This is a genomic window from uncultured Methylovirgula sp., assembly GCF_947646745.1.
GTDB lineage: Bacteria > Pseudomonadota > Alphaproteobacteria > Rhizobiales > Beijerinckiaceae > Methylovirgula.
In genome coordinates, this window is sequence record NZ_CANSHK010000021.1 from 1 (window position 1) to 24,918 (window position 24,918).

Annotated in this window: 21 protein-coding genes and 1 tRNA gene; 5 read left to right on the forward strand and 17 right to left on the reverse strand. The window is 64.7% G+C overall.

Annotated elements, in window-relative coordinates; genetic code table 11:
• The 16 genes from Q0025_RS07795 to Q0025_RS07870 form a co-directional block, all read right to left on the reverse strand.
• Positions 1–469, reverse strand: a 469-nt coding sequence (locus tag Q0025_RS07795; RefSeq protein ID WP_297297692.1) for a Mur ligase domain-containing protein, incomplete at its 3' end; no start/stop codon positions are given.
• Entirely contained in the window at positions 466–1,572 is a 1,107-nt protein-coding gene (gene murG / locus Q0025_RS07800; RefSeq protein WP_297297693.1) for an undecaprenyldiphospho-muramoylpentapeptide beta-N-acetylglucosaminyltransferase, read from the reverse strand. The genes murG and Q0025_RS07795, both read right to left, overlap by 4 nt.
• The gene (locus Q0025_RS07805; RefSeq protein WP_297297771.1) at positions 1,569–2,720 is read right to left on the reverse strand and encodes a putative peptidoglycan glycosyltransferase FtsW; all 1,152 of its coding nucleotides are present in this window, start codon (positions 2,718–2,720) and stop codon (positions 1,569–1,571) included. The genes murG and Q0025_RS07805 overlap by 4 nt, the downstream gene beginning before the upstream one ends.
• Positions 2,721–2,872: 152 nt before the next feature.
• Positions 2,873–4,267, reverse strand: coding sequence for a UDP-N-acetylmuramoyl-L-alanine--D-glutamate ligase (murD, locus tag Q0025_RS07810; protein WP_297297694.1), 1,395 nt, complete (start codon positions 4,265–4,267; stop codon positions 2,873–2,875).
• Positions 4,267–5,349: a phospho-N-acetylmuramoyl-pentapeptide-transferase gene (mraY, locus tag Q0025_RS07815; protein ID WP_297297695.1), complete on the reverse strand. Its 1,083-nt coding sequence runs from the start codon at positions 5,347–5,349 to the stop codon at positions 4,267–4,269. Before mraY ends, murD begins: the two co-directional genes overlap by 1 nt.
• Before the next feature lie 11 nt (positions 5,350–5,360).
• Positions 5,361–6,809 carry a UDP-N-acetylmuramoylalanyl-D-glutamyl-2,6-diaminopimelate--D-alanyl-D-alanine ligase gene (locus Q0025_RS07820; protein ID WP_297297696.1) on the reverse strand — a complete coding sequence of 483 codons (1,449 nt, stop codon included), beginning with the start codon at positions 6,807–6,809 and terminating at the stop codon, positions 5,361–5,363.
• A gap of 8 nt (positions 6,810–6,817) precedes the next feature.
• The gene (locus Q0025_RS07825) at positions 6,818–8,287 is read right to left on the reverse strand and encodes a UDP-N-acetylmuramoyl-L-alanyl-D-glutamate--2,6-diaminopimelate ligase (RefSeq protein WP_297297697.1); all 1,470 of its coding nucleotides are present in this window, start codon (positions 8,285–8,287) and stop codon (positions 6,818–6,820) included.
• Positions 8,287–10,074, reverse strand: coding sequence for a penicillin-binding protein 2 (locus Q0025_RS07830; protein ID WP_297297698.1), 1,788 nt, complete (start codon positions 10,072–10,074; stop codon positions 8,287–8,289). The genes Q0025_RS07825 and Q0025_RS07830 overlap by 1 nt, the downstream gene beginning before the upstream one ends.
• Positions 10,071–10,457, reverse strand: a complete 387-nt coding sequence (locus Q0025_RS07835) for a hypothetical protein (protein ID WP_297297699.1) — start codon at positions 10,455–10,457, stop codon at positions 10,071–10,073. Before Q0025_RS07835 ends, Q0025_RS07830 begins: the two co-directional genes overlap by 4 nt.
• On the reverse strand, positions 10,457–11,497 hold the full coding sequence (gene rsmH / locus Q0025_RS07840; RefSeq protein WP_297297700.1) for a 16S rRNA (cytosine(1402)-N(4))-methyltransferase RsmH: 1,041 nt from the start codon (positions 11,495–11,497) through the stop codon (positions 10,457–10,459). The genes Q0025_RS07835 and rsmH overlap by 1 nt, the downstream gene beginning before the upstream one ends.
• Positions 11,494–11,985: a division/cell wall cluster transcriptional repressor MraZ gene (locus Q0025_RS07845; protein ID WP_297297701.1), complete on the reverse strand. Its 492-nt coding sequence runs from the start codon at positions 11,983–11,985 to the stop codon at positions 11,494–11,496. Before Q0025_RS07845 ends, rsmH begins: the two co-directional genes overlap by 4 nt.
• Before the next feature lie 350 nt (positions 11,986–12,335).
• Complete coding sequence (locus tag Q0025_RS07850) at positions 12,336–12,926, reverse strand: hypothetical protein (protein ID WP_297297703.1); 591 nt, start codon at positions 12,924–12,926, stop codon at positions 12,336–12,338.
• Between the two features lie 24 nt (positions 12,927–12,950).
• Positions 12,951–14,285, reverse strand: coding sequence for a glycolate oxidase subunit GlcF (gene glcF / locus Q0025_RS07855; RefSeq protein ID WP_297297705.1), 1,335 nt, complete (start codon positions 14,283–14,285; stop codon positions 12,951–12,953).
• 2 nt (positions 14,286–14,287) lie between these two features.
• Entirely contained in the window at positions 14,288–15,490 is a 1,203-nt protein-coding gene (gene glcE / locus Q0025_RS07860; protein WP_297297707.1) for a glycolate oxidase subunit GlcE, read from the reverse strand.
• Between the two features lie 38 nt (positions 15,491–15,528).
• Complete coding sequence (locus Q0025_RS07865) at positions 15,529–16,965, reverse strand: FAD-linked oxidase C-terminal domain-containing protein (protein ID WP_297297709.1); 1,437 nt, start codon at positions 16,963–16,965, stop codon at positions 15,529–15,531.
• Between the two features lie 67 nt (positions 16,966–17,032).
• Positions 17,033–17,497 (reverse strand): CYTH domain-containing protein, encoded by a 465-nt coding sequence (locus tag Q0025_RS07870; RefSeq protein ID WP_297297711.1) that lies wholly within the window; start codon positions 17,495–17,497, stop codon positions 17,033–17,035.
• Between the two features lie 51 nt (positions 17,498–17,548).
• Between Q0025_RS07870 and Q0025_RS07875 the strand changes: the two genes are divergently transcribed.
• The 3 genes from Q0025_RS07875 (at position 17,549) to Q0025_RS07885 (ending at position 20,519) form a co-directional block, all read left to right on the forward strand.
• Positions 17,549–18,316 (forward strand): (Fe-S)-binding protein, encoded by a 768-nt coding sequence (locus Q0025_RS07875; RefSeq protein WP_297297713.1) that lies wholly within the window; start codon positions 17,549–17,551, stop codon positions 18,314–18,316.
• A gap of 161 nt (positions 18,317–18,477) precedes the next feature.
• Positions 18,478–19,848, forward strand: a complete 1,371-nt coding sequence (locus Q0025_RS07880) for a LutB/LldF family L-lactate oxidation iron-sulfur protein (RefSeq protein WP_297297715.1) — start codon at positions 18,478–18,480, stop codon at positions 19,846–19,848.
• Entirely contained in the window at positions 19,845–20,519 is a 675-nt protein-coding gene (locus tag Q0025_RS07885; protein WP_297297717.1) for a lactate utilization protein, read from the forward strand. The genes Q0025_RS07880 and Q0025_RS07885 overlap by 4 nt, the downstream gene beginning before the upstream one ends.
• A 38-nt stretch (positions 20,520–20,557) precedes the next feature.
• Here the strand turns inward: Q0025_RS07885 and Q0025_RS07890 are convergent, their stop codons facing one another.
• Positions 20,558–23,275 (reverse strand): PAS domain-containing sensor histidine kinase, encoded by a 2,718-nt coding sequence (locus Q0025_RS07890; RefSeq protein WP_297297718.1) that lies wholly within the window; start codon positions 23,273–23,275, stop codon positions 20,558–20,560.
• A 258-nt stretch (positions 23,276–23,533) separates the two neighbouring features.
• Here Q0025_RS07890 and Q0025_RS07895 point away from each other — a divergent pair.
• Together Q0025_RS07895 and Q0025_RS07900 are read left to right on the forward strand one after the other, a co-directional pair.
• Positions 23,534–23,610, forward strand: a tRNA-His gene (locus Q0025_RS07895).
• 15 nt (positions 23,611–23,625) lie between these two features.
• Positions 23,626–24,837 (forward strand): MFS transporter, encoded by a 1,212-nt coding sequence (locus Q0025_RS07900; protein WP_297297720.1) that lies wholly within the window; start codon positions 23,626–23,628, stop codon positions 24,835–24,837.
• Positions 24,838–24,918 lie beyond the last annotated feature (81 nt).

A 24,918-nucleotide genomic window follows, 5' to 3' on the forward strand; every position in this document is an offset into this window, starting at 1 on the left:
CGCCGGCGCCGAGTCGCGCGTTGGTGCCATAGGCATTGATGATGCCGCCGTTGATGACCGTCGGATCGAACTTGCCGGCGTCGAGCAAGGTTGCGACGAGCGAGGTGGTCGTGGTCTTGCCATGCGTGCCGGCGATCGCCACGCATTGCTTCAAGCGCATCAGTTCGGCGAGCATCTCGGCGCGGCGTACCACCGGCAGACGCTTCTCGCGCGCCGCGACAAGCTCGGGATTGTCGCGCTTGATTGCAGTCGAGACGACGACGACTTCGGCCTTGCCGAGATTCGCGGCATTGTGCCCGATATGGACCGTCGCGCCCTTCTCGCGCAGGCGCAGGACATTGGCGTTTTCGCTCGCATCCGAGCCCTGCACCTTATAGCCGAGGTTGATCAGCACTTCGGCAATGCCGGACATGCCGATGCCGCCGATGCCGACGAAATGGATAGGGCCCAGTTCGCGCGGCAGCTTCATGCTTTTTCAGTCCCAACGGCAATGTTCATCACGAGATCGGCGAGCCTTTCGGCAGCATCATGGATCCCTGCTTTCTGGGCCGCCGCGGCGCGCGATGCAAGGGCCCCGGGATTTTGCCGCGCCGTGCGCAGCGCATCGGCCAGCCATTGCGACGTAAAATCCGCCTCGCGCACGACCTGCGCCGCCCCTGTCGCGGCAAGTTCGGCCGCATTCGCTGCCTGATCCTGATCGAGCGCGTGCGGGAACGGCACCAGGATCGAGGGGCGGCCGATGACCGCCAATTCCGAGACGGTCGAGGCGCCCGCCCGGGCGATGACGAGCGAGGCCGCCGCGACGCGCGCCGGAAGGTCGGAAAAGAATGGCAGGACGTCGGCTTCGACGCCGAGATCGCGGTAGGCTTGCGCCACGCGCTCCAGATCCTCGCCGCGCGCCTGCTGGGTGATCTTGAGACCGGCCCGCTCGGCCGGCGCCAGAAGCGCGATGGCCGGCGGCACGATATCGGCCATCACGCGCGCGCCTTGCGAGCCGCCGGTGACGAGCAGATCGAATGAGCCATCGTCGGGGACGCGATAGGGCACGGCCGCGGCAGCGAGGACGCTGGGACGCACCGGATTGCCGGTGTGGTAGCTTTGCGCCTTGATGCCGGCGCCGAGTCCTTTGAGCGTCGGAAAGCCATGCGCGACGGCATCGACACGGGCCGCAAGAAAACGATTGGCACGGCCCATCACCGCATTTTGCTCATGCAGGATTGCCGGCACCCGCAACAAGGTCGCGGCGAAAACCGGCGGCACGCTCGGATAGCCGCCGAAGCCGACGACCGCTGCCGGCCTTTTGCGGCCGATGAGGCGGAGCGCGGCGGCGGTTCCGGCAAGCAGCGTCAGAACGGCTTTGGCGCGGGCGAGGAGGCCGCCGCCGCTTGGCGTCGCGGAGGCAATCTGATGCACGGCGCGCGCCGAAAAATCCCCGTCGTAGCGTTTGCCGCGCGCGTCCGTGACGAGCTCGACGCCAATGCCGCGCGCCGCCAATTCCCGCGCCAGCGCCTCGGCGGGAAAAAGATGGCCGCCGGTGCCTCCCGCCGCGACGAGAACGAGGCCGGACGTCATGCCGGCTCCGCCTCGATCTCCGGCTCGACCTCGCGAAAGACGATTTCGGCACGCGGGCGTTTGCGCATCACAGCGATCATGAAGCCCATGCCCAGCGCGAGCGAGATCACCGACGAACCGCCGTAAGAGATAAACGGCAGGGTCATGCCTTTCGCCGGCATGAGATGCAGATTGACCGCCATATTGATGGCGCTCTGAATGCCGAACAGCATGATCAGGCCCGCGCCGGCGAGCCGGCAGAATTGATCCTCGTTGCGCGCGGCGATGGTCAGGCCGCGCACGACGATGAACATGAACACGGCGACGATCGCGAGACAGGCGATGATGCCGAATTCCTCCGCCGTCACGGCGAAGATGAAGTCCGTATGGGCATCGGGGAGAATGCGTTTCAGCGTGCCCTCGCCCGGCCCCTTGCCGGTCCAGCCGCCGGCGAAGAAACTTTGCAAGGCGGTATCGACCTGGAACGTATCGGCGACACCGCCCGTCGCGCCCGGATCGATGAATTTCAGAATGCGCGCCCGCACATGCGGCACGAATTTGAAGGCGAGCAGCACGCCGCCCATGCCGACGCCGCCGACGCCGAAGACCCAGATCCAGCGCAGCCCGGCGACGAAGAACAGGCCGACCCAAACGAGCGAGACGAGCATGGTCTGACCGAAGTCCGGCTGCAGGATGAGCGGGATGATCGTCGCCGGCAGCAGCAGCAGCGCAACCAGATTGCCGGGGAGACGGTCGCGGCCGCCCTCGGAAAAGGCCCAGGCGGCGAGGACGACAAAGCCGGGCTTCATGAATTCCGACGGCTGAATACCGAAAATCCAGCGCCTGGCGCCTTTCACCTCCTCGCCGAACAGAAGCGCGGCGAAAATCAGCGCCATCGAGACGAGAAATACGATCAGCGCGGCGCGCCGCACGTGCCGCGGCGACAGCAGCGAGGCGGCGAAGAATACGGCGAGCGCGGGGACGAGGAACATCACCTGTTTGTTGACGAAGTGGAAGGTCGGCAGGCCGAGCCGTTCGGCAACCGCGGGGCTTGCCGCCATGGTCAGGACGAGACCGAAAATGACCAGCGTGCCGAGCGCGGCGATCAGCCAACGGTCGATCGTCCACCACCACTTTGCCAGGGCCGAGCGTTCGACGCGCGAGACCATGATCTTCCCCCGTTGGATCACGATGTTGGATCTTGGACGCTCAAGCCGGACCTGCCTGACTTGAATAATCCAAAATCATAAACGTGATCGATTCTAATAGTTTAGAGTGGGATTCTCGCGAAAAACCGGTGTCCGCTTTTTCGCATCCCGCTCTAGCTTCTCGGCGGCTCCGCAAGCTTGGCCAGAACAACCTCCCGAAATTTGTCGCCGCGCTTCTCGAAATTCGGGAACTGATCGAACGAGGCGCAGGCGGGCGACAGCAGCACGATGGGCGAAGGCGTCGTGCTCGATTCGGCATCGCGCGTCGCGCTATCGACCGCGCGCTCGATCGTGCCGCAAAATTCATAAGGAATCGCTTCACCGATGACTTTGGCGAACGGCTCCGCGGCCTCGCCGATCAGATAAGCCTTGGCCACTTTGGGAAACAAGGGCTTGAGCGGGCCAATGCCGCCCTCCTTGGCGCGCCCGCCGAGGATCCAATAGATGTCGTCGAGGCTTTGCAGCGCCTTCTCCGCGGCATCCGCATTGGTCGCCTTGGAATCGTTGATATAGAGAACCTTCCCGCGCCGGCCGATCTCCTCCAGCCGATGCGCGAGGCCAGGAAAGGTCCTCAGGCCCTTCTGGACAAGCTCCAGTTCGAAGCCGTGCGGACCCAGCGCCGCCACCGCCGCCGCGGCATTCTGGCCGTTATGCGTGCCGCGCAGCGAGGCAATGCCGGCGAGATCCGCGATCGGCGCGGCGACGCCGCCTTTCTTGCCGATCAGCCAGGTTCCCTCGAGCACGATCCCGTCCGGGATGTCCGGATGATCGATCGAGATCGGCACGACGCTGCGGCCCCGAGCCCGCAGCTTTTGCGCAATGCCGGCGCTGATCTCGTCATCGACGCCGACGATGGCGACATCGGCCTTGGCGACGAGCCGCTCCTTGATCTCGGCGTAATGTTCCATCGTCCCGTGCCGGTCGAGATGGTCGACGGTGACGTTGAGCAGGATGCCGAAAGAGGGATTGAGCGATGGCGCGAGATCGATCTGGAAGGACGAGCATTCAATCACATGGACGCGCTGCGCCGACGGCGGATTGAGCGCAAGGACCGGGACGCCAATATTGCCGCCGACTTCGACCTCGTAGCCGAAGGCACGATAGAGGTGCGCGACGAGCGCCGTGGTCGTCGATTTGCCATTGGTGCCGGTGATGGCGACGAGCGTTGCCTTGGGCGCAATATGCGCGCGTTCGCGCACGAAGAGCTCGATGTCGCCGATGATCTCGACGCCAGCCGCCTTCGCCTTGACGACGATCCAATGCGGATAGGGATGGGTCAGCGGCACGCCCGGCGCCAGCACGAGCGAATCGTAGCCGGTGAGGTCTGCGGTAACGAAATCTTCGAGCCTGAGGCCTGCGGCCTCGGCTTTCTCGCGGCCTGGACGATGATCGTCCCAGACGGCGACGTCGGCACCCCCGGCGGCAAGCGCCTGCGCGCTTATAAGGCCCGAGGAGCCGAGGCCGAAGACGGCGACGCGTTTGCCGGCAAAGGAAGTGATGGGCGTCATCAGCGCAACTTCAATGTCGAGAGGCCGACCAGCGCGAGCACGAAGGCGATGATCCAGAACCGCACCACGACTTGCGGCTCGGACCAGCCGAGCTGCTCGAAATGATGGTGGATCGGCGCCATTTTAAACACGCGCTTGCCGGTCAATTTGAACGATATGACCTGGACGATAACCGACAAAGCCTCAACCACAAAAAGGCCGCCGACGATGGCGAGCACGATCTCGTGTTTGATCGCCACGGCGATCGTGCCAAGCAGACCGCCGAGCGCCAGCGAGCCGGTATCGCCCATGAAAATCTGCGCCGGCGGCGCATTGAACCAGAGAAAGCCGAGCCCGGCGCCGATCAGCGCGCCGCAGACCACCGCAAGCTCGCCGGTACCGGGGACATAATTGATGCGCAGATATTCCGAATAAATCGCATTGCCGACGAGATAGGCGATGATGCCGAAGGCCGCGGCGGCGATCATCACCGGCACGATGGCAAGGCCGTCGAGCCCGTCGGTCAGATTGACCGCATTGCCGGCGCCGACAATGATCAGCGGCGCGAAAATCAGGAAAGCATAACCGAGATCGACCACATAGCCCTTGACTGCCGGCAGCGCGAGTTCGGTGGTGTGGCCGCTGCCTACCTTCATCATCGCGAAACAGGCGACAAGCGCGATGAGCCCTTCGAGCACAAGTCGCAGCCGGCCGGAAAAGCCTTTGTGGGTTTGTTTGGTAACCTTGAGATAATCGTCATAGAAACCGATCAGGCCAAAGCCCACCGTCACCAGTAAGACGATCCAGACATAACGGCTGGCAAGATTGGCCCAGACCAGCGTCGAGACGATGAGGCCCGACAGGATCATCAGGCCGCCCATGGTCGGCGTGCCCTTCTTGGTCAGAAGATGCGATTGCGGCCCGTCCTCGCGGATCGGCTGGCCTTTGCCCTGTTTGAGCCGCAGCGCCGCAATGATGGTCGGCCCGAAGAAGAAAACGAAAAAGAGTGCCGTCGCCGTCGCGCCCGCGGTGCGAAACGTGATATAGCGGAAGAGGTTGAGCGGCGAGAAAACATGCGTGAAACTGGCGAGCCAAAATAACATTTCCTGCAATCCTATGCGCTGGCGGTCTCGCCGGAATAACGGGTTTTGAGTGCCGCGACGATGGCGCTCATGCGGCTCGCGTTAGAGCCCTTGACGATGACGAGATCGCCGGCACGCACGGCCGCGGCGACACTATCTTCAAGCTCCGCCGCGTTCTCACGCCAGATGCCCCGCGTCTCCGGCGGCAATGCCGCAAAAAGACTTTTCATCAATGGCCCCGCGGTGAAAACGAGATCGATCCGATTGGCGAGAATATCCTCGGCCAGCGCGGCGTGAAGCGCAGGGCCGAGCGTACCGAGTTCGAGCATATCGCCCAAAATGGCGATCCGCCGCTCCGCCCTCAGGCTGCCGACCAGGGCGAGGGCCGCGGCAACCGAAGCCGGATTGGCATTATAGCTTTCGTCGATCAAGCTGAAGGGGCCATCGGCCGCTTGCAGAACGAAACGCCGGCCGCGGCCGGCCGGCACCTCGAAGGTGGCAAGCGAGGCAGCTGCCGCATCAAGATCGAGGCCGAAGGCCTGCGCGCTCAACAGCACCGCCAGAGAATCGAGCGCAACGTGGCGCCCAGGCGCACCGAGGCGATAGGTGAGCTCGCGGCCGCCGATGCGCGCCGTCACCCTGGCATCCGCCTCGCCCATCGTGAGATCGATAAGCCGCGCGTCGGCGTGCCGATCCGCGCCAAAGGTCGCGATGTGCCCCGCCCCGGCCGCGCGCGCCGCTGCATCGAGCCGCTCGTAATGCGGATTGTCGGCGTTGAGGATCGCAACGCCGCCGGGCACGAGGCCGGTAAAGATTTCCGCCTTGGCATCGGCGATGGCTTCGACCGAATCGAAGAATTCGAGATGCACCGGCGCGACGGTGGTGATGATCGCAACATGAGGCCGCGCCATGCCGGTCAGCGGCAGAATTTCACCGGCGTGATTCATGCCGATCTCGATGACGCCGAAACGCGTGTCGCGCGGCATCCGCGCGAGCGTCAGCGGCACGCCCCAATGATTATTGTAGGATGCCGCCGAAGCATGCGTCGCACCTTCGTGCGACAAAACATGGCGCAAGGCCTCTTTCGTCGTCGTCTTGCCCACCGACCCGGTGACAGCAACGATCCGCGCTGCCGTGCGCGCCCGCGCGGCGACAGCGAGCCCTTCGAGCGCGCGCAACACGTCGCGCACGACGTAAAGCGGGCCGGTCTCTTTCAATCGATCGGCATGATCTTCATCGACGACGGCGGCCGCTGCGCCTTTGGCGAAGGCATCGGCGACATGATCGTGCCCGTCGTTACGCTCGCCCCTGATCGCGAAAAAGAGATCGCCGGGCATGAGCGTCCGCGTATCGATCGAAATGCCGAAGATCGGCTGCGGCATGGCGCCGCTGAGCCGGGCGCGCAGCGGCGCGAACAGGCCGAGCGGCGTCCACAAAGGCTCGATGTAGGCTTCCGGCGCCAACGCGCTCTCCTGCGACATGTCAAAACTCATGCCGCAGAAACTCCCAAGACGGCGCGGATGCATTGCTGATCCGAAAACGGCAGGATTTTGTCGCCGACGATCTGGCCGGTTTCATGGCCCTTGCCGGCGACGAGCAGCACGTCCCCCTCTTCAAGTGCCGCAACACCGGCCGCGATCGCCTGCGCCCGATCGCCGATCTCGTCGATCCTGGCGCCCGGCACGTTGCGCGCGCCGGCCAGGATCTCGGCGCGGATTTCCGCCGGATCTTCCGAGCGCGGATTGTCGTCGGTGACGATGACATCATCGGCGAGCCGCGCGGCGAGTTCGCCCATGATCGGGCGCTTGCCCTTGTCGCGGTCGCCGCCGCAGCCGAAGACGACCACCAGCTTGCCGCGAGCCAAGGGCCGCAAGGTCCGCAGGACTTTATCGAGCGCATCGGGCTTATGCGCGTAATCGACGAAGATCGGCGCATGGTGGCGGCGCCCGACAAGTTCGAGCCGGCCGGCAGCGCCCTGCAACGTTTCGAGCGCCGCGAAAACCGGCTCGGGCGCTTCACCCGTTGCGAGCGCAAGACCCGCCGCGACCAGCGCATTCTGCACCTGGAAATTGCCGGCGAGCGGCAAGCGTACCGAATACGTGCGGCCCGCATGCTGCAACGAAAGCGCGGTCGCAAAGTCTTCCGGCTGGATGCGCAAAAGCCGGATCGCTTCACCGGCCAGCCCGACCGTGAAAAGACGCAAGCTCCGCGCCCGGCACGCCGCGATGACTTTCTCCGCCACGTCGCTATCCGCATTGACAACCGCCGCCTGCCCCGATGTCAGCAGCGTATCGAACAGGCGCAGCTTGGCCGCGAGATAGGAATCCATATCGGGATGATAATCGAGATGGTCGCGCGACAGATTGGTGAAGGCGCCGGCGGCGACCCGCACGCCATCGAGCCGGCGTTGATCGAGCCCATGCGACGACGCTTCAAAGGCGAGATGCGTCACGCCGTCCTGAGCCAATTCGTCGAGCGTCCTGTGCAGCGAGATCGGGTCGGGGGTCGTCAGCGAGCCGTAGACCTCGCCGGACGGCGCGACAAGTCCGATCGTGCCGAGCGATGCGGCGCGGCGGCCGAGCGCAAGCCAGATCTGCCGGGTGAAGGCGGCAACCGAGCTTTTGCCGCTGGTGCCGGTGATCGCAACGATGGTCTCGGGCTGGCGCGGATAGAAGCGCGCTGCGGCGAGCGCCAAGGCCCGGCGCGCATCCGGCACTTCGATAAACGCCGCCTGCCCGACATCGATGGCGCGCTGGCCAATGACGATGATCGCCCCGCGCGCGACGGCCTCAGCGGCATAGGCCGCGCCGTCCGCCCTGCTGCCGGGCAAAGCGAAGAAGGCAAAATTCTCGCCGACGCTGCGGCTATCGGCGCTGATCCCGGCGATCTCGCGCGCCGACAAAGGCGCGGCCAGCGCCGCCTCGGGCAGGAGATCGCCAAGTCGCCGAACAAGCCGCATCAATGGCTTCCGGTCACGACCGCAGAATTGGCGGCGGCATAGCCAAGCTGCGCCAGCAGCGGGAAAGGTTCGCTCGGCGGGGTGAAACGCGGCTCGATGCCGAGCAGCGGCCCGACGCGCGCGACGATCTTGCCGGCCACGGCGCCCGAGTTCCACGCGGCGGTGTGGAAGCCATAGGTTCCGGGGATTGCCTGCGGTTCGTCGAGCATCACGAAGAAAAGATACTTGGGCTTGTCGGCCGGGACAATCGCCATGAACGTGGTCAGGACCTTGTCATGCGAATAATGGCCGTGCTCGATCTTGTCGGCGGTGCCGGTTTTGCCGCCGACGAAATAGCCGTCGATATTGGCGTTCTTGGCGGTGCCGATCTGGGCATTGAGGCGCATCAGATAGCGCAGACTCTCGGAGGTCTCAGGCTTGACGACGCGCGGCGCGTCAAGTTTCGCCTCGGCCTCGCTGCGCTTCAAAAAGGTGGGATTGATCATCAGGCCGCCGTTGACGAGCGCGCCGACGGCCATCAGCGCCTGTAGAGGTGCGACGTTGAGGCCTTGCCCGAAAGCGATCGTCATCGTGTTGAGTTCGCCCCAATTCTTCGGCACGAGGGGCGGCGCGGACTCAGGCAATTCCGTGCGCAGACGCGTCAATTGCCCCATTTTGCGCAAGAAAGCCTTGTGGCCATCGACGCCGACCATCATCGCCATGCGCGCGGTGCCGATGTTTGAGGAATAGGTGAAGACTTCCGGCACCGACAGGAAGCGGTGCTGCGGCTCGAAGTCGTGAATGGTGAAGCGGCCGTAGCGCAGCGACTCGCGCGCATCGATCTTGCTGTTCAGCGTCACCTTGCCGGCATCGAGCGCCATGGCGATCGAGAGCGCCTTGAAGGTCGAGCCCATCTCATAGACGCCGACCGTGAGCCTGTTGATGCGATGCGGATCGAGCGCATCGACAGGATTGTTGGGGTCGAAATCCGGCAGCGAGGCCAGAGCGATGACTTCGCCGGTGTTGACATCGAGGATAGCGGCGGCGCCGGCCTTGGCCTTGAACTTCTCGATACCCTTGGCCAGTTCGTCGCGCACGGCGTAGGTCGCATTGAGGTCGAGCGAGGTGACGATCGGCTTCAAATTTGTCGTCGTCAGATTGAAGCCGGCGCTCTGCAACGCCGACAGGCCCTGCCCGTCGATATATTTTTCGAGGCCGGAAATGCCGACGCCATCGATGTTGGCATAGCCCAGCACATGCGCGGCAATGGGGCCGTTGGGATAGACGCGCTTGTTCTCTTGCTGGAAGCCGATGCCCGGCAGGCCGAGATGATAGACCGCCTGCTGCTCGGCCGGCGTCACGGCGCGTTTGACCCACACAAAACCCTTGTGCGAGCTGAGTTTCTCGGTCAGTTCGCGCGCATTGAGATCGGGAAAGATAGACGTCAATTGGTCGACCGCCTCATCGCGGTCGATGATGCGCCGCGGCTCGGCGAAGACCGATGTGACTTTGATGTCGGTCGCGAGCACGGCGCCATTGCGGTCGAGAATATCCGGCCGCGCTGCCGCGACCGTGTCGGACGCAGCTTCGTGCGTCTGGCGCAATTCCGGATGCATCGCGAAATAGACGAGCTTGCCGCCGATGACGCAATAGACGAGCACAAAGCCGCACGCGATCAGGCGAATGCGCCGCGTGCTCTTGTCGAGCTTCGTGGTGAGCAGAGCGGCGAGCAAGCCGCGGCGCGGCTTCGTCGGCCGGCGCGGCGCCGGGCCGGGATCATCCGGGTAAGGTTCGTTGGTCTCGGTCATGGCTTGGTGGCGCCCGGCTTGATCTGCCCGGTCGGCGTCGGGTCGACGGGCGCAGGGTTCTGCAGGCCGAGAGCATCGAGCTCCTGGCCGATGTCGTCATGCGGCGGCCCTTTGTCCGGCAAGCCGCTCGCCGGCACGATCTGCGTCACCGCCGGCATCTGCAACTTCAGGAACTGGTCGGCCAAAGCCGCGATGCGCTCGGGCCGCGAGACATGTTCCCACTCCGCCCGCAGCATGCCGATCTGATCGTCCTCCTGCTGGAGCTTTTCGCGCAATTGGACGATTTTCTCGGCCCGGAAAATCGTCTCGTATTTTACCGAATAGGCGAAAATCGCAGTGCCGACCAAGGCGACGATGGCGAGCACGTTGAGGAGCCGGATCATCAGCCCTTTCTCCTGCTTTGCTGGGGCAGATGCGCGAGCGCGACGAGCGCGGCATCGAGGGAATGCGGCGGCGCGTCCGTGCGCGCGGCGAAACGCAACTTGGCCGAACGCGCGCGGGGGTTTTCGCTCGTTTCGGCGGCGCAGGCCTCGACCGGCTGCTTGCCGATGAGCGTAAAGCTCGGCGCGGGCTTTTGCGGCTCGCCGGGCAAAGGCCGCGATTTGGCCTCGCCGCGGCCTGACCGCGCGGCGAAGAATTGCTTGACGATGCGGTCTTCGAGCGAATGGAAGGTCACGACGGCAAGCCGGCCACCCGGCTTTAGCCGGTGTTCGGCCGCCGAAAGGGCCGCGACGAGTTCGCCGAGTTCGTCATTGACCGCAATGCGCAACGCCTGGAAGCTGCGCGTCGCCGGATGGATCGCCCCCGGCCGCGCCGGAGCCACGCGTGCGATCAGCGAGGCAAGCTGCGCGGTGGTGGTGATCGGCGCTTCGGTGCGCGCCGCGACAATGGCCTTGGCGATGCGCCGCGCCGCACGCTCTTCGCCGAAATGATAGAAGATGTCGGCGAGTAGCGCCTCGTCGGCTTTGTTGACGAGATCGGCGGCGCTCTCGCCACGCCCGCTCATCCGCATATCGAGCGGACCGTCGTTGCGGAACGAAAAGCCGCGCCCGGCCTCGTCGAGCTGCATCGATGAGACGCCAATGTCGAAGACGATGCCGTCGAACGCGCCGATGCCCTGTGCTTCGGCGACAATGTCGAGTTCGGAGAAGCGCGCTTCGACAAGCGTCAGCCGGCCGCCCGCGGCCTCGACGAGATCGAAGCCACCGGCAATGGCGCGCGGATCGCGGTCGAGCGCCAGAACCGTCGTGTCGGGAATGGCAAGGATCGCCGCGGAATAGCCGCCGGCGCCAAAGGTCGCGTCGAGATAGACGCCGCCCGGATGCGGAGCCAGGGCTTCCAGAACCTCCGCACGAAGCACGGGAATGTGGCGGGCCAGTCCGCCAGCGGCGACGTGCTGAAGATCGCCGCGGCCCGAATTCATTCCCGTGCTCCATGTGGCGGCGGCGGCCCGTCCGGCGCCGCGGATTGGGATCCAAGCTGTTTCCGTAAAACGCGCGATCGAGCTTTGGCCTCCTCGAAATGCGCCTGAAAACGGCTCGGCTCCCAGATCTGAAACCTGTCTCCCTTTCCGAGGAAGGTCACTTCCTGCGTAATCTGCGTAATAGCCTTGATCGTCTCCGAGAGAACGACGCGGCCCTCCGCATCCACTTTCAAAATCTCGCTGGCGCCAAAAAGTGCCGTCGAGAGATGATCCCGTTCTTCCGAATAGGGCGCGTGCCGCGCCAAAAGCTGATCGATTTCCCGCAACAGGGCGTTGCCGCCGCAATCGACAGCCTCGCCTTCCAAGGCCGGATGCACGAAGAGCCCGTCGAATCCGTCGCGTGCCAGAACCGCCCTGAATGGCGCCGGGATCGACACGCGACCCTTCGCATCCAGCCGATTGGTGAAACACGAGACGAACCGGTCCAAGCCCCCGCCTCCGCCACCCCAAACGCCACGCCGCAAAACAATCCCAGGCCGGCTCGCCGCCTCTGGCCGCCCAAACGCCAAGCGGCGCAGCGAGCCTCAACCATGGGATAGCTTGGGATAACATGGGATCTGGATGGGGTCAATCTGGGTTGTGGCGCCATGCCATGGGCGCGCGAGGCCCACGCAAGATTCAACCGCATTAGAAATTGTTAGGGTTAACACCCCGTTGAAACGGCGGAATCGGGCCGAAGTGCCGACGAAAAAAGCTCATTTCGGGGTTTTATCGCGCGGCTCGACGCGTTGGCATGATCGAGGCGGCTGGATAGGGGCCGCTTGAAGGCGCGACGCGCCTAACCCAGCGGCTCGCGGCGCATTTCCTCGGCGAAAAGCTTTTCGACGAGGTCCGGCGTGATCACCACGTGGCTGCCTTCGAGCGTTGCGGCGAGCATGAGCCATTGCCAGACCCGAACGAAGGCGGCCTCCGGCGTTGTGCCATCGGCGTCCTCCGCCCGCGCCGGCCGTTCCAGCCAAAGTTCGAGATAAGGCGCAGCGAGCCGCAACTTCTGCCGTAAGACCGTCTCTGTGCAGGCGGGGATTTCGCAGACCGTCTTGATCTTTGCAGCGCCCTTGCCGCGGCCGAGCACGGTCGCGCGCGATGCCGTTCGTGCGCTGCTGCGCGATGTCTTGAGCGGCAGCGTCGGCGGCGGCAGAGGCGGCAGCAGAGCGCGCTTGCTGACCCGCGCGGTCTTGATCGGGACGGATTTGCGCGCCGCGATTTTTTTCGCTGCGGCGGATTTTGCCGCGGTCGGGACGGCCTTTTTGGCGACAGCCTTCTTCGAAGCGGCTTTCTTCGAGACTATTTTCTTCGCCGCGGCGCGCTTTTTCTGTCCCGCGCGCGACGCGGGCGCTTTCAATCCGCGCTTCGGTTTATCCTCCGACATCCCCGTCCCCGGCCGAGGCCGCCATCATGCGCCGGCACGTTCGATTTGCAAGGGCATCGGGCCGCCGTTCGCCCAATCCAGCAATTCGACGGTGTGGACAACCGGAATCGTCGTCCCGCTCGCGATCTGCATCAGGCAGCCGATATTGCCGAGCGCGATGATGTCGGGCCGCACCGACTCGATATTGGCGATTTTCCGCTCGCGCAGCCGCTCGGCGAAATAAGGCTGCATGATATTGTAGGTCCCCGCCGAGCCGCAGCAGATATGGCCTTCCGGAATCTCGCGCAGACGAAACCCTGCGGCTTTCAACAGGCGTTTCGGCTGATCGGTGATCTTCTGCCCGTGCTGCAGCGAACAGGCCGAATGATAGGCAACGACCTTGTCGTGTTGCTGCTTCGGCACGAGTCTAAGGCCAAGGCCGGCAACATATTCGCAAATGTCTTTTGCGAGACGTGAAACCTCCGCCGCCTTTTCGGCATAGGCGGGATCGTCGCGCAGCATGAAGCCGTAGTCCTTCAGCGTCGTCCCGCAGCCCGAGGCGGTGATGAGAATGGCGTCGAGACCGCCTTCTGCTTTGAGCTTCAGCCAAGCGTCGATATTGGCACGGGCGAAATCGAGCGCCTGCGGCGTCTTACCCATATGATGGACGAGCGCGCCGCAGCAGCCTTCGTCTTCGGCCTGGATCACCTCGATGCCATTGCGGGTGAGCAGACGGATCGCCGCTTCGTTGATGCGCGGGTTCAATGCTTCTTGCGCACAGCCCTTCATCAGCGCGACGCGGCCGCGCTTGGCGCCCTGCGCTGATGAAACCGCCGGTGCATGCGCCGGTCGCGGCAGATTGCGCGGCGCGAGCGCCAGCATGGCGATCACACGATCGACCAAGCGCGGCGTTTTGCGCGGCGCGCCGACGCTGCGCAGCAGCAAACGGCCGAGCGGCCGCAACAGGTGCGCGCCACGCAGCGCCAGCGCGAAGCGGCGCCGGTAAGGCAGGATCATTGCGAGCAGGCTGCGCATCGCCCGGTCGCCTAAGGGGCGCCGATACGTCTCTTCGATATGCGCGCGGGCATGATCGACGAGATGCATGTAATGCACGCCCGACGGACAGGTCGTCATGCAGGAAAGACAAGAGAGGCAACGATCGACGTGGGTGACGATGTCGGCCGGCGCCGCCCTGCCCTGCTCGAACATTTCCTTGATCAGGTAGATGCGGCCACGCGGACTGTCGAGTTCGTCACCTTCGAGCACATAGGTCGGACAGGTTGCCGTACAGAAGCCGCAATGGACACAGGAGCGCAGAATTTTTTCCGACACCGCCATATGACTGTCGGCGAGCTGCGTCTCCGTGAAAACAGTTTGCATGATCAGATACCCGCATACATGCGGCCGGGATTAAGGATGCCGTCCGGATCGAAGCTTGATTTGATGTCCCGCGTCAGCTTCAGCAAGGGCGGCGCCAGCGGCTCGAAGACATCGACCGTGCGGCGCACCTCATCTGGCGCGCGCACCAAGGTCGCGTGGCCGATCGTCTGGCCGTTACCCGCTTCTTTCAGTGCAGCGCGAATGGCTGCCGCGCCGGCGTCGCCAGCCGCCGCCACCGAGAGCCAGATGAGACCGCCGCCCCAGTCGTAATAATAGCGCGCCGTGAGCTGCCGCAAGACGAGATCGACGATCTTCGGTGCCCGCGTCGGCTGCACGGAGACGCGCCAGACCGCAGCCTCCGGCGGCGACACAAGCGGGACGACATTGCGGATCGCGCGCCAAAGCGCCCCGGCATAATCGGGCGCCAAAGCTTCGCCCTCGCCGAAGGGCGAGAGCGCACGGCGCAGAGCCGAGAGACGCTCGTCGACCGAGGCCTGCGGGCCTTCGAGCCGCAACAAAGTGAGCGGCTCCGGCGTTGCAAGCCCCGCCGGCAGATGCGCCGCGCCGCTGATCGAAAGCGGTGTGCCGAGCGCCGCACAAAGTGCGGCGATCGCCTTGCCGTCGGCAAGGCCGTAAAGCGCCAAAGCGCCCGAGATCGGCGGCTGCGGAAGCACCTTGAAGGTCGCCTCGGTGATCACGCCGAGCGTGCCATGACTGCCGCAGACGAGCTTCACCAGATCGAGGCCGGTAACGTTCTTCATCACCCGGCCGCCGGTCTTGATGATTTCGCCGCGGCCATTGACGAAGCGCAGGCCGATCAGGAAATCCCGCGCCGCGCCGGCGGAAATGCGGCGCGGACCGGAGCTGTTGCAAGCGGCCACGCCGCCGATCGTCGGCGCGCCTTGCGTGCCATAGAGTGCGCGATGGTCCATCGGCTCAAATGGCAAAGCCTGGTTCTTTTCGCCCAGCGCCGCCTCGATCTCTTCGAGCGGCGTGCCGGCGCGCGCGGAGATGACCAGTTCCGACGGCTCGTAAAGCGTGATGCCGGTGAGGCCACGCGTCGAAAATTTCGTATCGGTCTCGACCGGCCGGCCGAGACCGGCGCGCGTGCCGCCGCCTTCGATCGCCATGCGGCGGCGGCTTCCACGCGCCGCGGCAATGGCTTCGGCGGCCTCGGCCTCGGTTTTGGGGCTAATCGCATTCATGGGCGGTGAGCTAGCACGGAAGCCGCGGCCTGTCGCCGTTAAGCCGCCGCCCGCCCCTCGAGCGGAAAGACCTTGGCCGGGTTGAGCCGCCAGGCGGGATCGAAGGCGGCGCGGACGCGCATCTGCTGCGCCAGATCGACGGGGCTGAACTGGAACGGCATCAGATCGCGCTTCTCGATGCCGACACCATGCTCGCCGGTGAGACAGCCGCCGACCTCGACACAAAGTTTCAGGATTTCCTCGCCCGCCTTTTCGGCTTTCGCCTGCTCGGCCGGATCGTTGATATTGTAGAGCACGAGCGGATGCAGATTGCCGTCGCCGGCATGGAACACATTGGCGACGCGCAGGCCAAGCTCGGCCACGATCTCGTTCAGCCGGTGCAGCACCTGCGGCAGGCGCCCGGTCGGGATCGTGCCGTCCATGCAGATGTAATCAGCGACGCGGCCGGTCGCGCCGAAGGCGGATTTGCGGCCCTTCCAGATCGCGGCCGTCTCCATCGCCGATTTCGATTCCTTGACGACGCTGACGCCGTATTCCTTGGCGATGGCGACAATCTTGGCGAGTTCGGCATCGATCTCGGCGGGAGAGCCCTCCGACTCGATGATGAGCAGCGCGCCGGCATCGAGCGGATAGCCGGCATGGGCGAAGTCCTCGCAAATTTCGACGGCGAGCTTGTCCATGAATTCGATCGCGACGGGGATGATGCCGGCGCCGATGATCGCGGCGACGCAGCCGCCCGCCGCCTCGCTTGTTGGAAAGCCGAAGAGCACCGGCCGGGCATCTTCCGGCATCGGCAGGATGCGCAAAGTCGCTTCCGTCACGATGCCGAGCTGGCCTTCGGAGCCGACGACGAGGCCGATGAGATCGAGGCCCGGACTGTCGAGATAGCCGCCGCCGATCTCGACGATTGTGCCGTCGGCGAGCACCATTTTGACGCCCAGCACATTGTTGGTCGTCACACCATATTTGAGGCAATGCGCGCCGCCGGAATTCATGCCGATATTGCCGGCGATCGTGCAGGCAAGCTGCGACGACGGGTCCGGCGCATAAAAAAAGCGCTCCGCCGCGACTGCATTCGAAATCGAAAGGTTGGTGACGCCGGCCTGCACCCGGATCGTGCGGTTGGCGTAGTCGATGTCGAGGATGCGCGCCATTTTGGCGACGCCGACGACCACCGCATCCTCTTGCGGGATGGCGCCCCCGGCGAGCGACGTGCCGGCGCCGCGCGCGACGACGTTCACGCCCTCTTGATGCAGATAGGCCATGACGGACGCAAGCTCTTCCGTCGAGCGCGGCAGCACGACGGCAAGCGGCATGCGCCGGTAAGCCGTCAGCGCATCGGTCTCGAAGGCGCGCCGCTCGTCCTCGGTGGTGATGAGCGCTTCCGGCGGAAGCAGCGCTGCAAGGCCCGCGATGATCGTCTCGCGCCGGGCGAGGATTGTGGGATCAGGCGTGGGAAATTGAATGCCGGTCATGGCCCGACCATGCGCCGGGCGGCACGCGACCGCAAGAGCCTTGCCGTGGCCGGTACGGCACCGGCGATCAGTCCCACGTCTTGAACGGCGCTTTGGATAGGCTTGCGTTGAAATAGCGCGGATCCTCGGACACCTCCTGCAAGGCCCAATCCGGTTTTTCGAACGCCTTGCCTTCGCGCCTAAGCTCGATCTCGGCCATCACGAGCCCGTCGTTGTCGCCTTGGAAGACGTCGATCTGCCATTTATGGCCGCCGACGTTCTCCTCGTAGCGCGTCTTGTCGATGATGCTCGGCAGGCAGAGTTGGTCGAGCATCACATTGGCATCGTCGAGCGGAATGGCATATTCGAATTCGGCGCGGCTGATATGCCCCGGCCCCTTGATCGTGATGTAGGCATCGGGACCGGCGCTGCGGATGCGCACGACCCTCTCCTTGTCCGTCGAAAGATAGCCCTGGCGGATCAAGACGCCCGGCCCGCTCGGGCGCCAGCGCGCCTTATCGACCAAAAATTTGTGTTCGATCTCCTGACCCATCTTTCCCTCGCAATGTTGACGCGGCCGGTGCCGGCCCGATAGTTGGCCCCTATGGACGTCCCACATCGGCCGCGTATCGGCCTTTTCGTCACCTGTCTCGTCGATCTCTTCCGCCCGTCCATCGGCTGGGCGGCGGTCAAGCTGCTCGAAGACGCTGGCTGCCATGTCGCGGTGCCGGCGCAGACCTGCTGCGGCCAGCCGGCCTATAATTCCGGCGACCGGCGGCTCGCCAAAGACTTGGCGCGGCCGGTGATCGAAGCCTTCGCGTCTTACGATTATATCGTCGTTCCCTCCGGCTCCTGTGCCGGCATGCTGGCGAAACATTATCCGGCGCTGTTCGCCGACGACGAATTCGCCGCCAGGGCCGAGGCTTTCGCCGCCAAGATTTACGAGCTTTCAGACTTTCTTGTCACCGTCTTGAAGGTCGGCGCGGTCGACGCCGAATTTCCCCGTCGCGTGACCTATCATGACGCGTGCTCCGGCCTGCGCGAGCTCGGCATCGCCGATCAGCCGCGCAAACTGCTCGGCACGGTGCGCGGGCTCGATCTCGTCGAAATGGAAGATCATGAGCGCTGCTGCGGCTTCGGCGGCACGTTCGCGGTGAAATATGGCGAGATCTCCGCCGCGATTGTCGAGGAAAAGGCCGCAGCCGCCGAGGCGAGCGGCGCGCCGGTTCTGCTCGCCGGCGATTTGGGCTGCCTGATGAATATCGCCGGACGGTTGGCGCGCAAGGGCAGCGCGATCGAGGTCCGCCATTTCGCCGAAGTGCTCGCCGGCATGGCCGATGTGCCGGCGATCGGCGCGCCGGGGAAGCGATGAGCGCGCCGTCAGATCACGATGGTTTTGGAGCGAATCGATCCAAAACCATAAACGTGATCGATTCTAAAAACTCAGAGCGGGATTCACGCGAAAAACCGGCATCCACTTTTTCGCATCCCGCTCTGAGCACGGCGGATTTCACCGCCAACGCGCATCGTGCCTTGGGCGACGCGCATTTGCAGCAGGCGCTCACTGTCTCGCGCGATGGCTTCATCGCCAAGCGCGCCAAGGCCATCGCGCGGCTGCCGGAATTCGAGGCGCTGCGCGACGCTGCGCGCGACATCAAGGAGCATACGCTCGCGCATCTCGACCTTTATCTCGAAGCCTATGAAGCGAAGGTTTTGGCCTCAGGCGGCACGGTGCATTATGCCCGCACGCCGGAAGCCGCCAATGCCGTCGTGCTCGACATCTGCCGCAAGCGCGGCGCGAGAAGCGTCGCCAAAGGCAAGTCGATGATCGGCGAGGAAATCGGCCTCAATGCCGCGCTCGAAGCGGCCGGCATCGCACCGGTCGAGACCGATCTCGGCGAATATGTCATCCAGCTCCGCCATGAAATGCCCTCGCATATCATCGCGCCGGCGGTGCATCTCACCAAGGACCAGATCGCGGCGGACTTCCGGCGCGCCCACAAAGATTTGCCGCAGGAGCGCGACCTGACCGAACCCGCCGCGCTCTTGACGGAAGCACGCAAAATCCTGCGCGAAAAATTCCTCGCCGCCGATATCGGCATCACCGGCGCGAATTTCCTGATCGCCGAAACCGGCGCCTCGATCATCGTCACCAACGAGGGCAACGGCGACCTCTCGCAGAGCCTGCCGAAGGTCCATATCATCCTCGCTTCGATCGAGAAGCTCGTGCCGACGCTCGAAGATGCCGGCACGCTGCTGCGCGTGCTGGCGCGCTCGGCGACCGGACAGGACATGTCGGTCTATACGACGCTCTCGACCGGCCCGCGCCGGCCGGGCGACCCCGACGGGCCGGACGAATATCACGTCATCCTGCTCGACAATGGCCGCACGAAAATGCTCGGCAGCGATTTCGCCGAGATGCTCCGCTGCATCCGCTGCGGCGCCTGCCTGAACCATTGCCCGGTCTATCAGTCGATCGGCGGTCACGCCTATGGCTCGATCTATCCCGGACCGATGGGATCGGTGCTGACGCCAGGGCTCTACGGCCTCGATCATGCGGCCGATCTGCCGCAAGCCTCGACACTCTGCGGCGCCTGCGAAAGTGTCTGCCCGGTGCGCATACCGCTGCCGAAATTGCTGCGGCACTGGCGCGAACGCGGCTTCGCGCGGCATTTGGGCCCCGAGACGCAAAGGCTTGGCCTCGCATTCTGGGGCTTTTTCGCCAAGCGGCCGCAGCTCTACGGCTTGGCGACACAGATGGGGGTGCGGGCGCTGGCGCTTCTCGGCGGACGGGGTCGGTTCCGCAGCCTGCCGTTCGCCAATGGCTGGACGGCTCAGCGCGATTTCCCGGCGCCGCAAGGCGAGACCTTTCAGGCGCAATTCGCGGCGCGGAAAAAGCCATGAGCGACCGGGCGAAAATCTTCGCCGCCATCCGCCGCGCGCTGGGGGTCACCGGCGCGGAAGCGGCGCGCCGGCGTGCGGTCGACGCGCGGCTTGCCGATCCGCCTGAAAGCGTCATCCCGGCGCGGGGCCAAACCGCCGATCGCGTCGCTCTCTTTCGTGCCGAGGCGGAGCGCGTTTTCGCGACGGTCGAAGTCCTCGCTGCGGCTGCGGATATACCGGCGCGCATCGCCGATTTTTTGCGCGCCAAAAATCTGCCGCCGCGCCTGCGCATGGGCGCTGACCCTTATCTTGCCGCCCTGCCCTGGGCGGCGACGGCGCTGACGCTCGACGAAGGCCGCGCCGACGGCGGCGACCGTGTCGGTCTGAGCCATGCCTTTGCCGGCATCGCAGAGACCGGCACGCTGGCGCTCGTCTCCGGCCCCGACAATCCGACGACGCTCAACTTTCTGCCGGAGACGCATATCGTCGTCGTCGAAGCGCAAAAAATTCTCGGTGATTACGAGACCTTCTGGCAGGACTTGCGGGCCGCCTATGGAGCGGGCGCCATGCCGCGCACGGTGAATTTCATCACCGGCCCGTCGCGCTCGGCCGATATCGAGCAGACCTTGCTGCTCGGCGCCCACGGCCCGCGGGCGCTGCATATTCTCATCGTCGGGACGGTTGCGGTTTGAGAGGTCGGCGCGAATGAGGCTCGGCCCGAAACGCCGTCCTATTCCGCCAAGACCCGCGCGGGCGGAAAGGCGACTTCGACGAACGTGCCTTCGTCCCTCTTGCTCTTGATGGTGAAATAGGCGCGGTTGGCCTCGACCAGCGCCTTGGTCAGCGGCAGGCCAAGGCCGGTACCGTTCGTCTGCCGCGAGGTCGCGATCTGGCGGAACGGTTCGAGCGCGGTTTCGATCTCCTTGTCCGACATGCCGATGCCAGTGTCGCGGATGCGGATCACCGCATTGCCGGTATCGGTCAGCGCCGAGGAGATGATGACCTGGCCGCCCGGCTCGTTGAATTTGACGCCGTTCGAAAGCAGATTGAGCAGGATCTGGCGCAGCGAACGCTCGTCGGCGACGATCTTCGGCAGATGCGGCGAAAGCGACAGCCGCATGATGACCCGCGCCTGATTGGCTTGCGGCTGCATGATGCCCACCGCCTCGGTGATCGCCCGGTTGATATCGACCGAGACGAACTGAAGATCCATCTTGCCCGCCTCGATCTTCGAAAGATCGAGGAGGTCGTTGACGAGGCTCATCACATGCGTGCCGGAGGTATGGATGTCGCGCAGATAATCGCGATAGCGCTCGTTGCCGACAGGGCCGAACCGCTCCTCAAGAATGACTTCAGCAAAGCCGATGATCGCATTGAGCGGCGTGCGGATTTCGTGGCTGACCTTGGCGAGGAAATCGGATTTCAGCGCACTCGCTCGCTCGGCCTCCTGGCGCGCCTGCTGAAGTTCTTCCTCGACTTTCTTCCAATGCGTCATGTCCCTGAAAAGCGCGCAGAATTTCTGCTGCGCGGGATCGCTCTGGGCAGGCCCGACGCGGCTGAGCGTCATGAAGATCGGAATGAGGCCGCCCTGCTTGGCGCGGCCGTCGATTTCGCGGCCGTCGTTTAAGAGGCTGGCAACGCCGTTCGCCTTCACGCCCTCGAAATAATCGCTGACCTTGGACTGGCTGTCGGCGGCAATGAGCACGGTCAGCGGTTGACCCGCGACCTCACTCTGATCGTAGCCGAAGAGCGCCTCGCCCGAGCGGTTGAGCGAAACGATGTGACCGTTCGGATCGAGGATGGCGAGGCCGTCCGTCGCCGTATCGAGAATGGCGGAGAGTTCGCGCGCCTCGCCCTTCTGAATGCGCAGGTCCGCTTCGAGTTGCGCCGTCTGCTCGGCCTTGTCGTCGCGGCGCAAGGTCAGCAAAGTCGCTGGCAAATGGTCCCATTCGATCGCCTGCAGCCGCGCCCGCGCCGAAAACGTATCGCCGGAGGCCGTATGCACGCCGATCATGTCGCTGCCGGTCGGTGCCAGATTGAACATCCGCGCCATGCCGCCCGCCGCGTGAAAAGCGTCCTCGTCAGCAAAGCCCAAAAGATCCAGCAAGGTGCGGTTGGCATAGATCGCGACATTGTCGCGGCTGACCAGGATGCCGAGCGGCAGCCGGTCGAGGATCGCGGTGGCATTGGCGCCGACGATGGAAGCAGCCCCCAGCGGCAATTCCGGTTCGGCTTCGAGCGGCGGCGTCTCTTCGGCCAGCACGTCGCCGATCGCACGAAAAGCGGTCGCCTCGTCCTGCGACAGCAAGCCTTCCTCATCCGTGGGGACGGGCGGCTCGGAGACAGGCGGCTCGGAGATGCCAGCCTGCGCCTCGACGGGCAACACGACCGGCACAACCGGATGCAGCGGCACGACATTGTCGGATGGCGCAGACGTCTCCGCCTCGATCGCGGGGGCGGCTTCGTCGGGGACCGCTGCCGTCTCGGCGGATGACAGGCCGGTGTCTTCGGCAGCAGCCGGCGGCGGCAAATCCGCGGCCGGGGTCTCGGGTATGGGTTGGGGCAATGCGGCGCCCGCCTCTTGCAGGAACGGCCGCACCGCACTGTCGGTCAGCCGGTCGACATAGATGACGCCAAAGCCGCGATAGCCGTCGAAGGCCCGCTCGCGATCGAAGGCCGGCAGGCCGCCGAGCCCGACCGGGACCGCCGCAGCGGCGCCGGCGATCGGCCAGAGCACTTCGACGCCGCTGAAGGTCTCGTGCCGTGCAAAGGCACGCGCCAGCGGCCCGTCCGGCTCGCGATCGAGATATTTGGCCACATCGCCGAAGTCGCGGCCGAGGATGTTGGCGGCATCCTTGCCGACCACTTCGGCCAGCGGCGGGGTGATTTCGGTGACCTTGTCGCCGGCATCGGTGCGCCAGAGAAAGCGCACGTTGGTCCGCGTGCCGATCCGCGAGGCGAGCAGTTTGCGCACGTCGTCAAGGGTGAGAACCGGCAACGGCGTTTCCTCTACAGGGGCTGCGGCGATCGGGGCGGCCTGTAGCCGCGCGAGCAATGCGCCGACGCCGAGAGTTGCGGCGACGAAAAGAGCCCCGTGCGTGGCATCGGCAATGCGACGGCTGAGGAAGGTGATCGTCTCGCAGCCGGGCGTCAGCGTGAAGGCCAACCGCTCAAGCCGCGGTGCGCCGTCGAGAGCCAGCGTCTCGGCCTGCGCGGCGAGGCGCTTGGCGCCATCGTCCGTGCCGGCGAAGAGGCGCGCCGTCAGTGCGGCGAGATCAGGAGCCTGAAACAGCGTCAGCAGAGTTTGGCTGGCAGCGATGATTCGGTGCCCCGAATCGGCCGGCGCCGCGACAAGGAAGGGGATCGCCTCATCGCGCAGGGACAAAGCCCGCAGCGCAGTCTCAATCGCCTGGGGGCTAATCCCGGGCTCGCTGATATAGGCCATCATCGCGGCAGAGGCTCTCTTCCGGTCTCGTCATCGGCCCCCTCCGCCGCCACGGATAGCCTTAACGAAGTCCTAAAGGTTCGCCGTGCGGTGGTCCATAAGTCCCTAGCATTTCTGCCCAAGTTGATCGATTCTTGCTTAATGCGCGGCGGAATGGGAAAGATGCGCCCGGGTGACCTTCCACCGGAACGGAGCAGACCTGCACTGCGCAGCCTTGCAATGCCGGGGCGATCTTAATAGTTTGCGCCGCGAAAACGTCACGCCGCCATAGCTCAGCTGGTTAGAGCGCTAGATTGTGGATCTAGAGGTCCCCCGTTCGAACCGGGGTGGCGGTACCATCAAACGATCGGCCAATGTCCTTCAATTCGAAAGTCGGAGCGCCGCAGCCCTTCGGGGCGGCGACAGGCGAAGCGACCCTTTTCGCCGTGCTCGTGACGCTCAGCGTCTCCCATCTTCTGAACGATACCGTCCAATCGCTGCTGCCGGCGGTCTATCCGATTCTCAAGACCTCCTTCCGGCTGAGCTTCAGCCAAGTCGGTCTGATCACCCTCGCCTTCCAGCTCACCGGTTCGCTGCTGCAGCCCATGATCGGGCTTTATACGGACAGGAACCCGAAGCCCTACTCGCTGCCGTTTGGCATGGGGGTGACGCTCTGCGGCCTCGTTTTGCTGGCGTTCGCCGGGCATTTCTACACCGTGCTTATTGCGGCGGCGCTGATCGGCGTCGGCTCCTCGGTGTTCCATCCGGAATCCTCGCGCGTCGCGCGGCTGGCATCGGGAGGCCAACATGGCCTGGCGCAATCGCTGTTCCAGGTCGGCGGCAACACCGGCGCCGCGATCGGCCCGCTGCTGGCGGCGCTCGTCATCGTGCCTTTCGGCCAGAGAGCGATCGCTTGGCTTGCGCTGCTGCCGCTGATGGGCATTTTCCTGCTCGCCAACATCAGTCGCTGGTATGCGGCGCGCATCGCCGCCGCGCCGAAGCGCGCCAGACCGGTCGGCGCCGGCCACGGCCTGACCCGCCGGCATATCGCGGCCTCGGTCGCGATCCTGCTCGCGCTGATGTTCTCGAAATTCGTCTATCTCGCGAGCTTCAACAGCTATTACACGTTCTATCTGATCCAGAAGTTTCATCTGCCCGTGCAGACGGCGCAGATCTGTCTCTTCGTTTTCCTCGGCGCGTCGGCGCTCGGCACCTTCTTCGGCGGCCCGATCGGCGACCGGATCGGCCGGCGTTATGTAATTTGGGGGTCGATCCTCGGCGTCCTGCCCTTCACGCTCGCATTGCCCTACGCCAACCTGCCGACGACCATCGCGCTCAGCTTCATCATCGGCTTCGTGTTGTCGTCGGCCTTCGCAGCGATCGTCGTCTATGCGCAAGAATTGTTGCCCGAACGGGTCGGCGCGGTGGCCGGGCTCTTCTTCGGCCTGGCTTTCGGTATAGCAGGGCTTGGTGCGGCGCTTCTTGGCGTGCTGGCCGATGCAACCAGCATCACTTTCGTCTATCAGCTGACAGCATTCCTGCCGCTGATCGGCATCCTTGCTTATTTTCTACCGCGCAATCTCTAGACCAACCGCGCGTTGACAACGCCGGATCGGCAACGCCGATCCGCTGCTCCAAGAGGCGCGCCACGGCCCCGCGATGTCGTG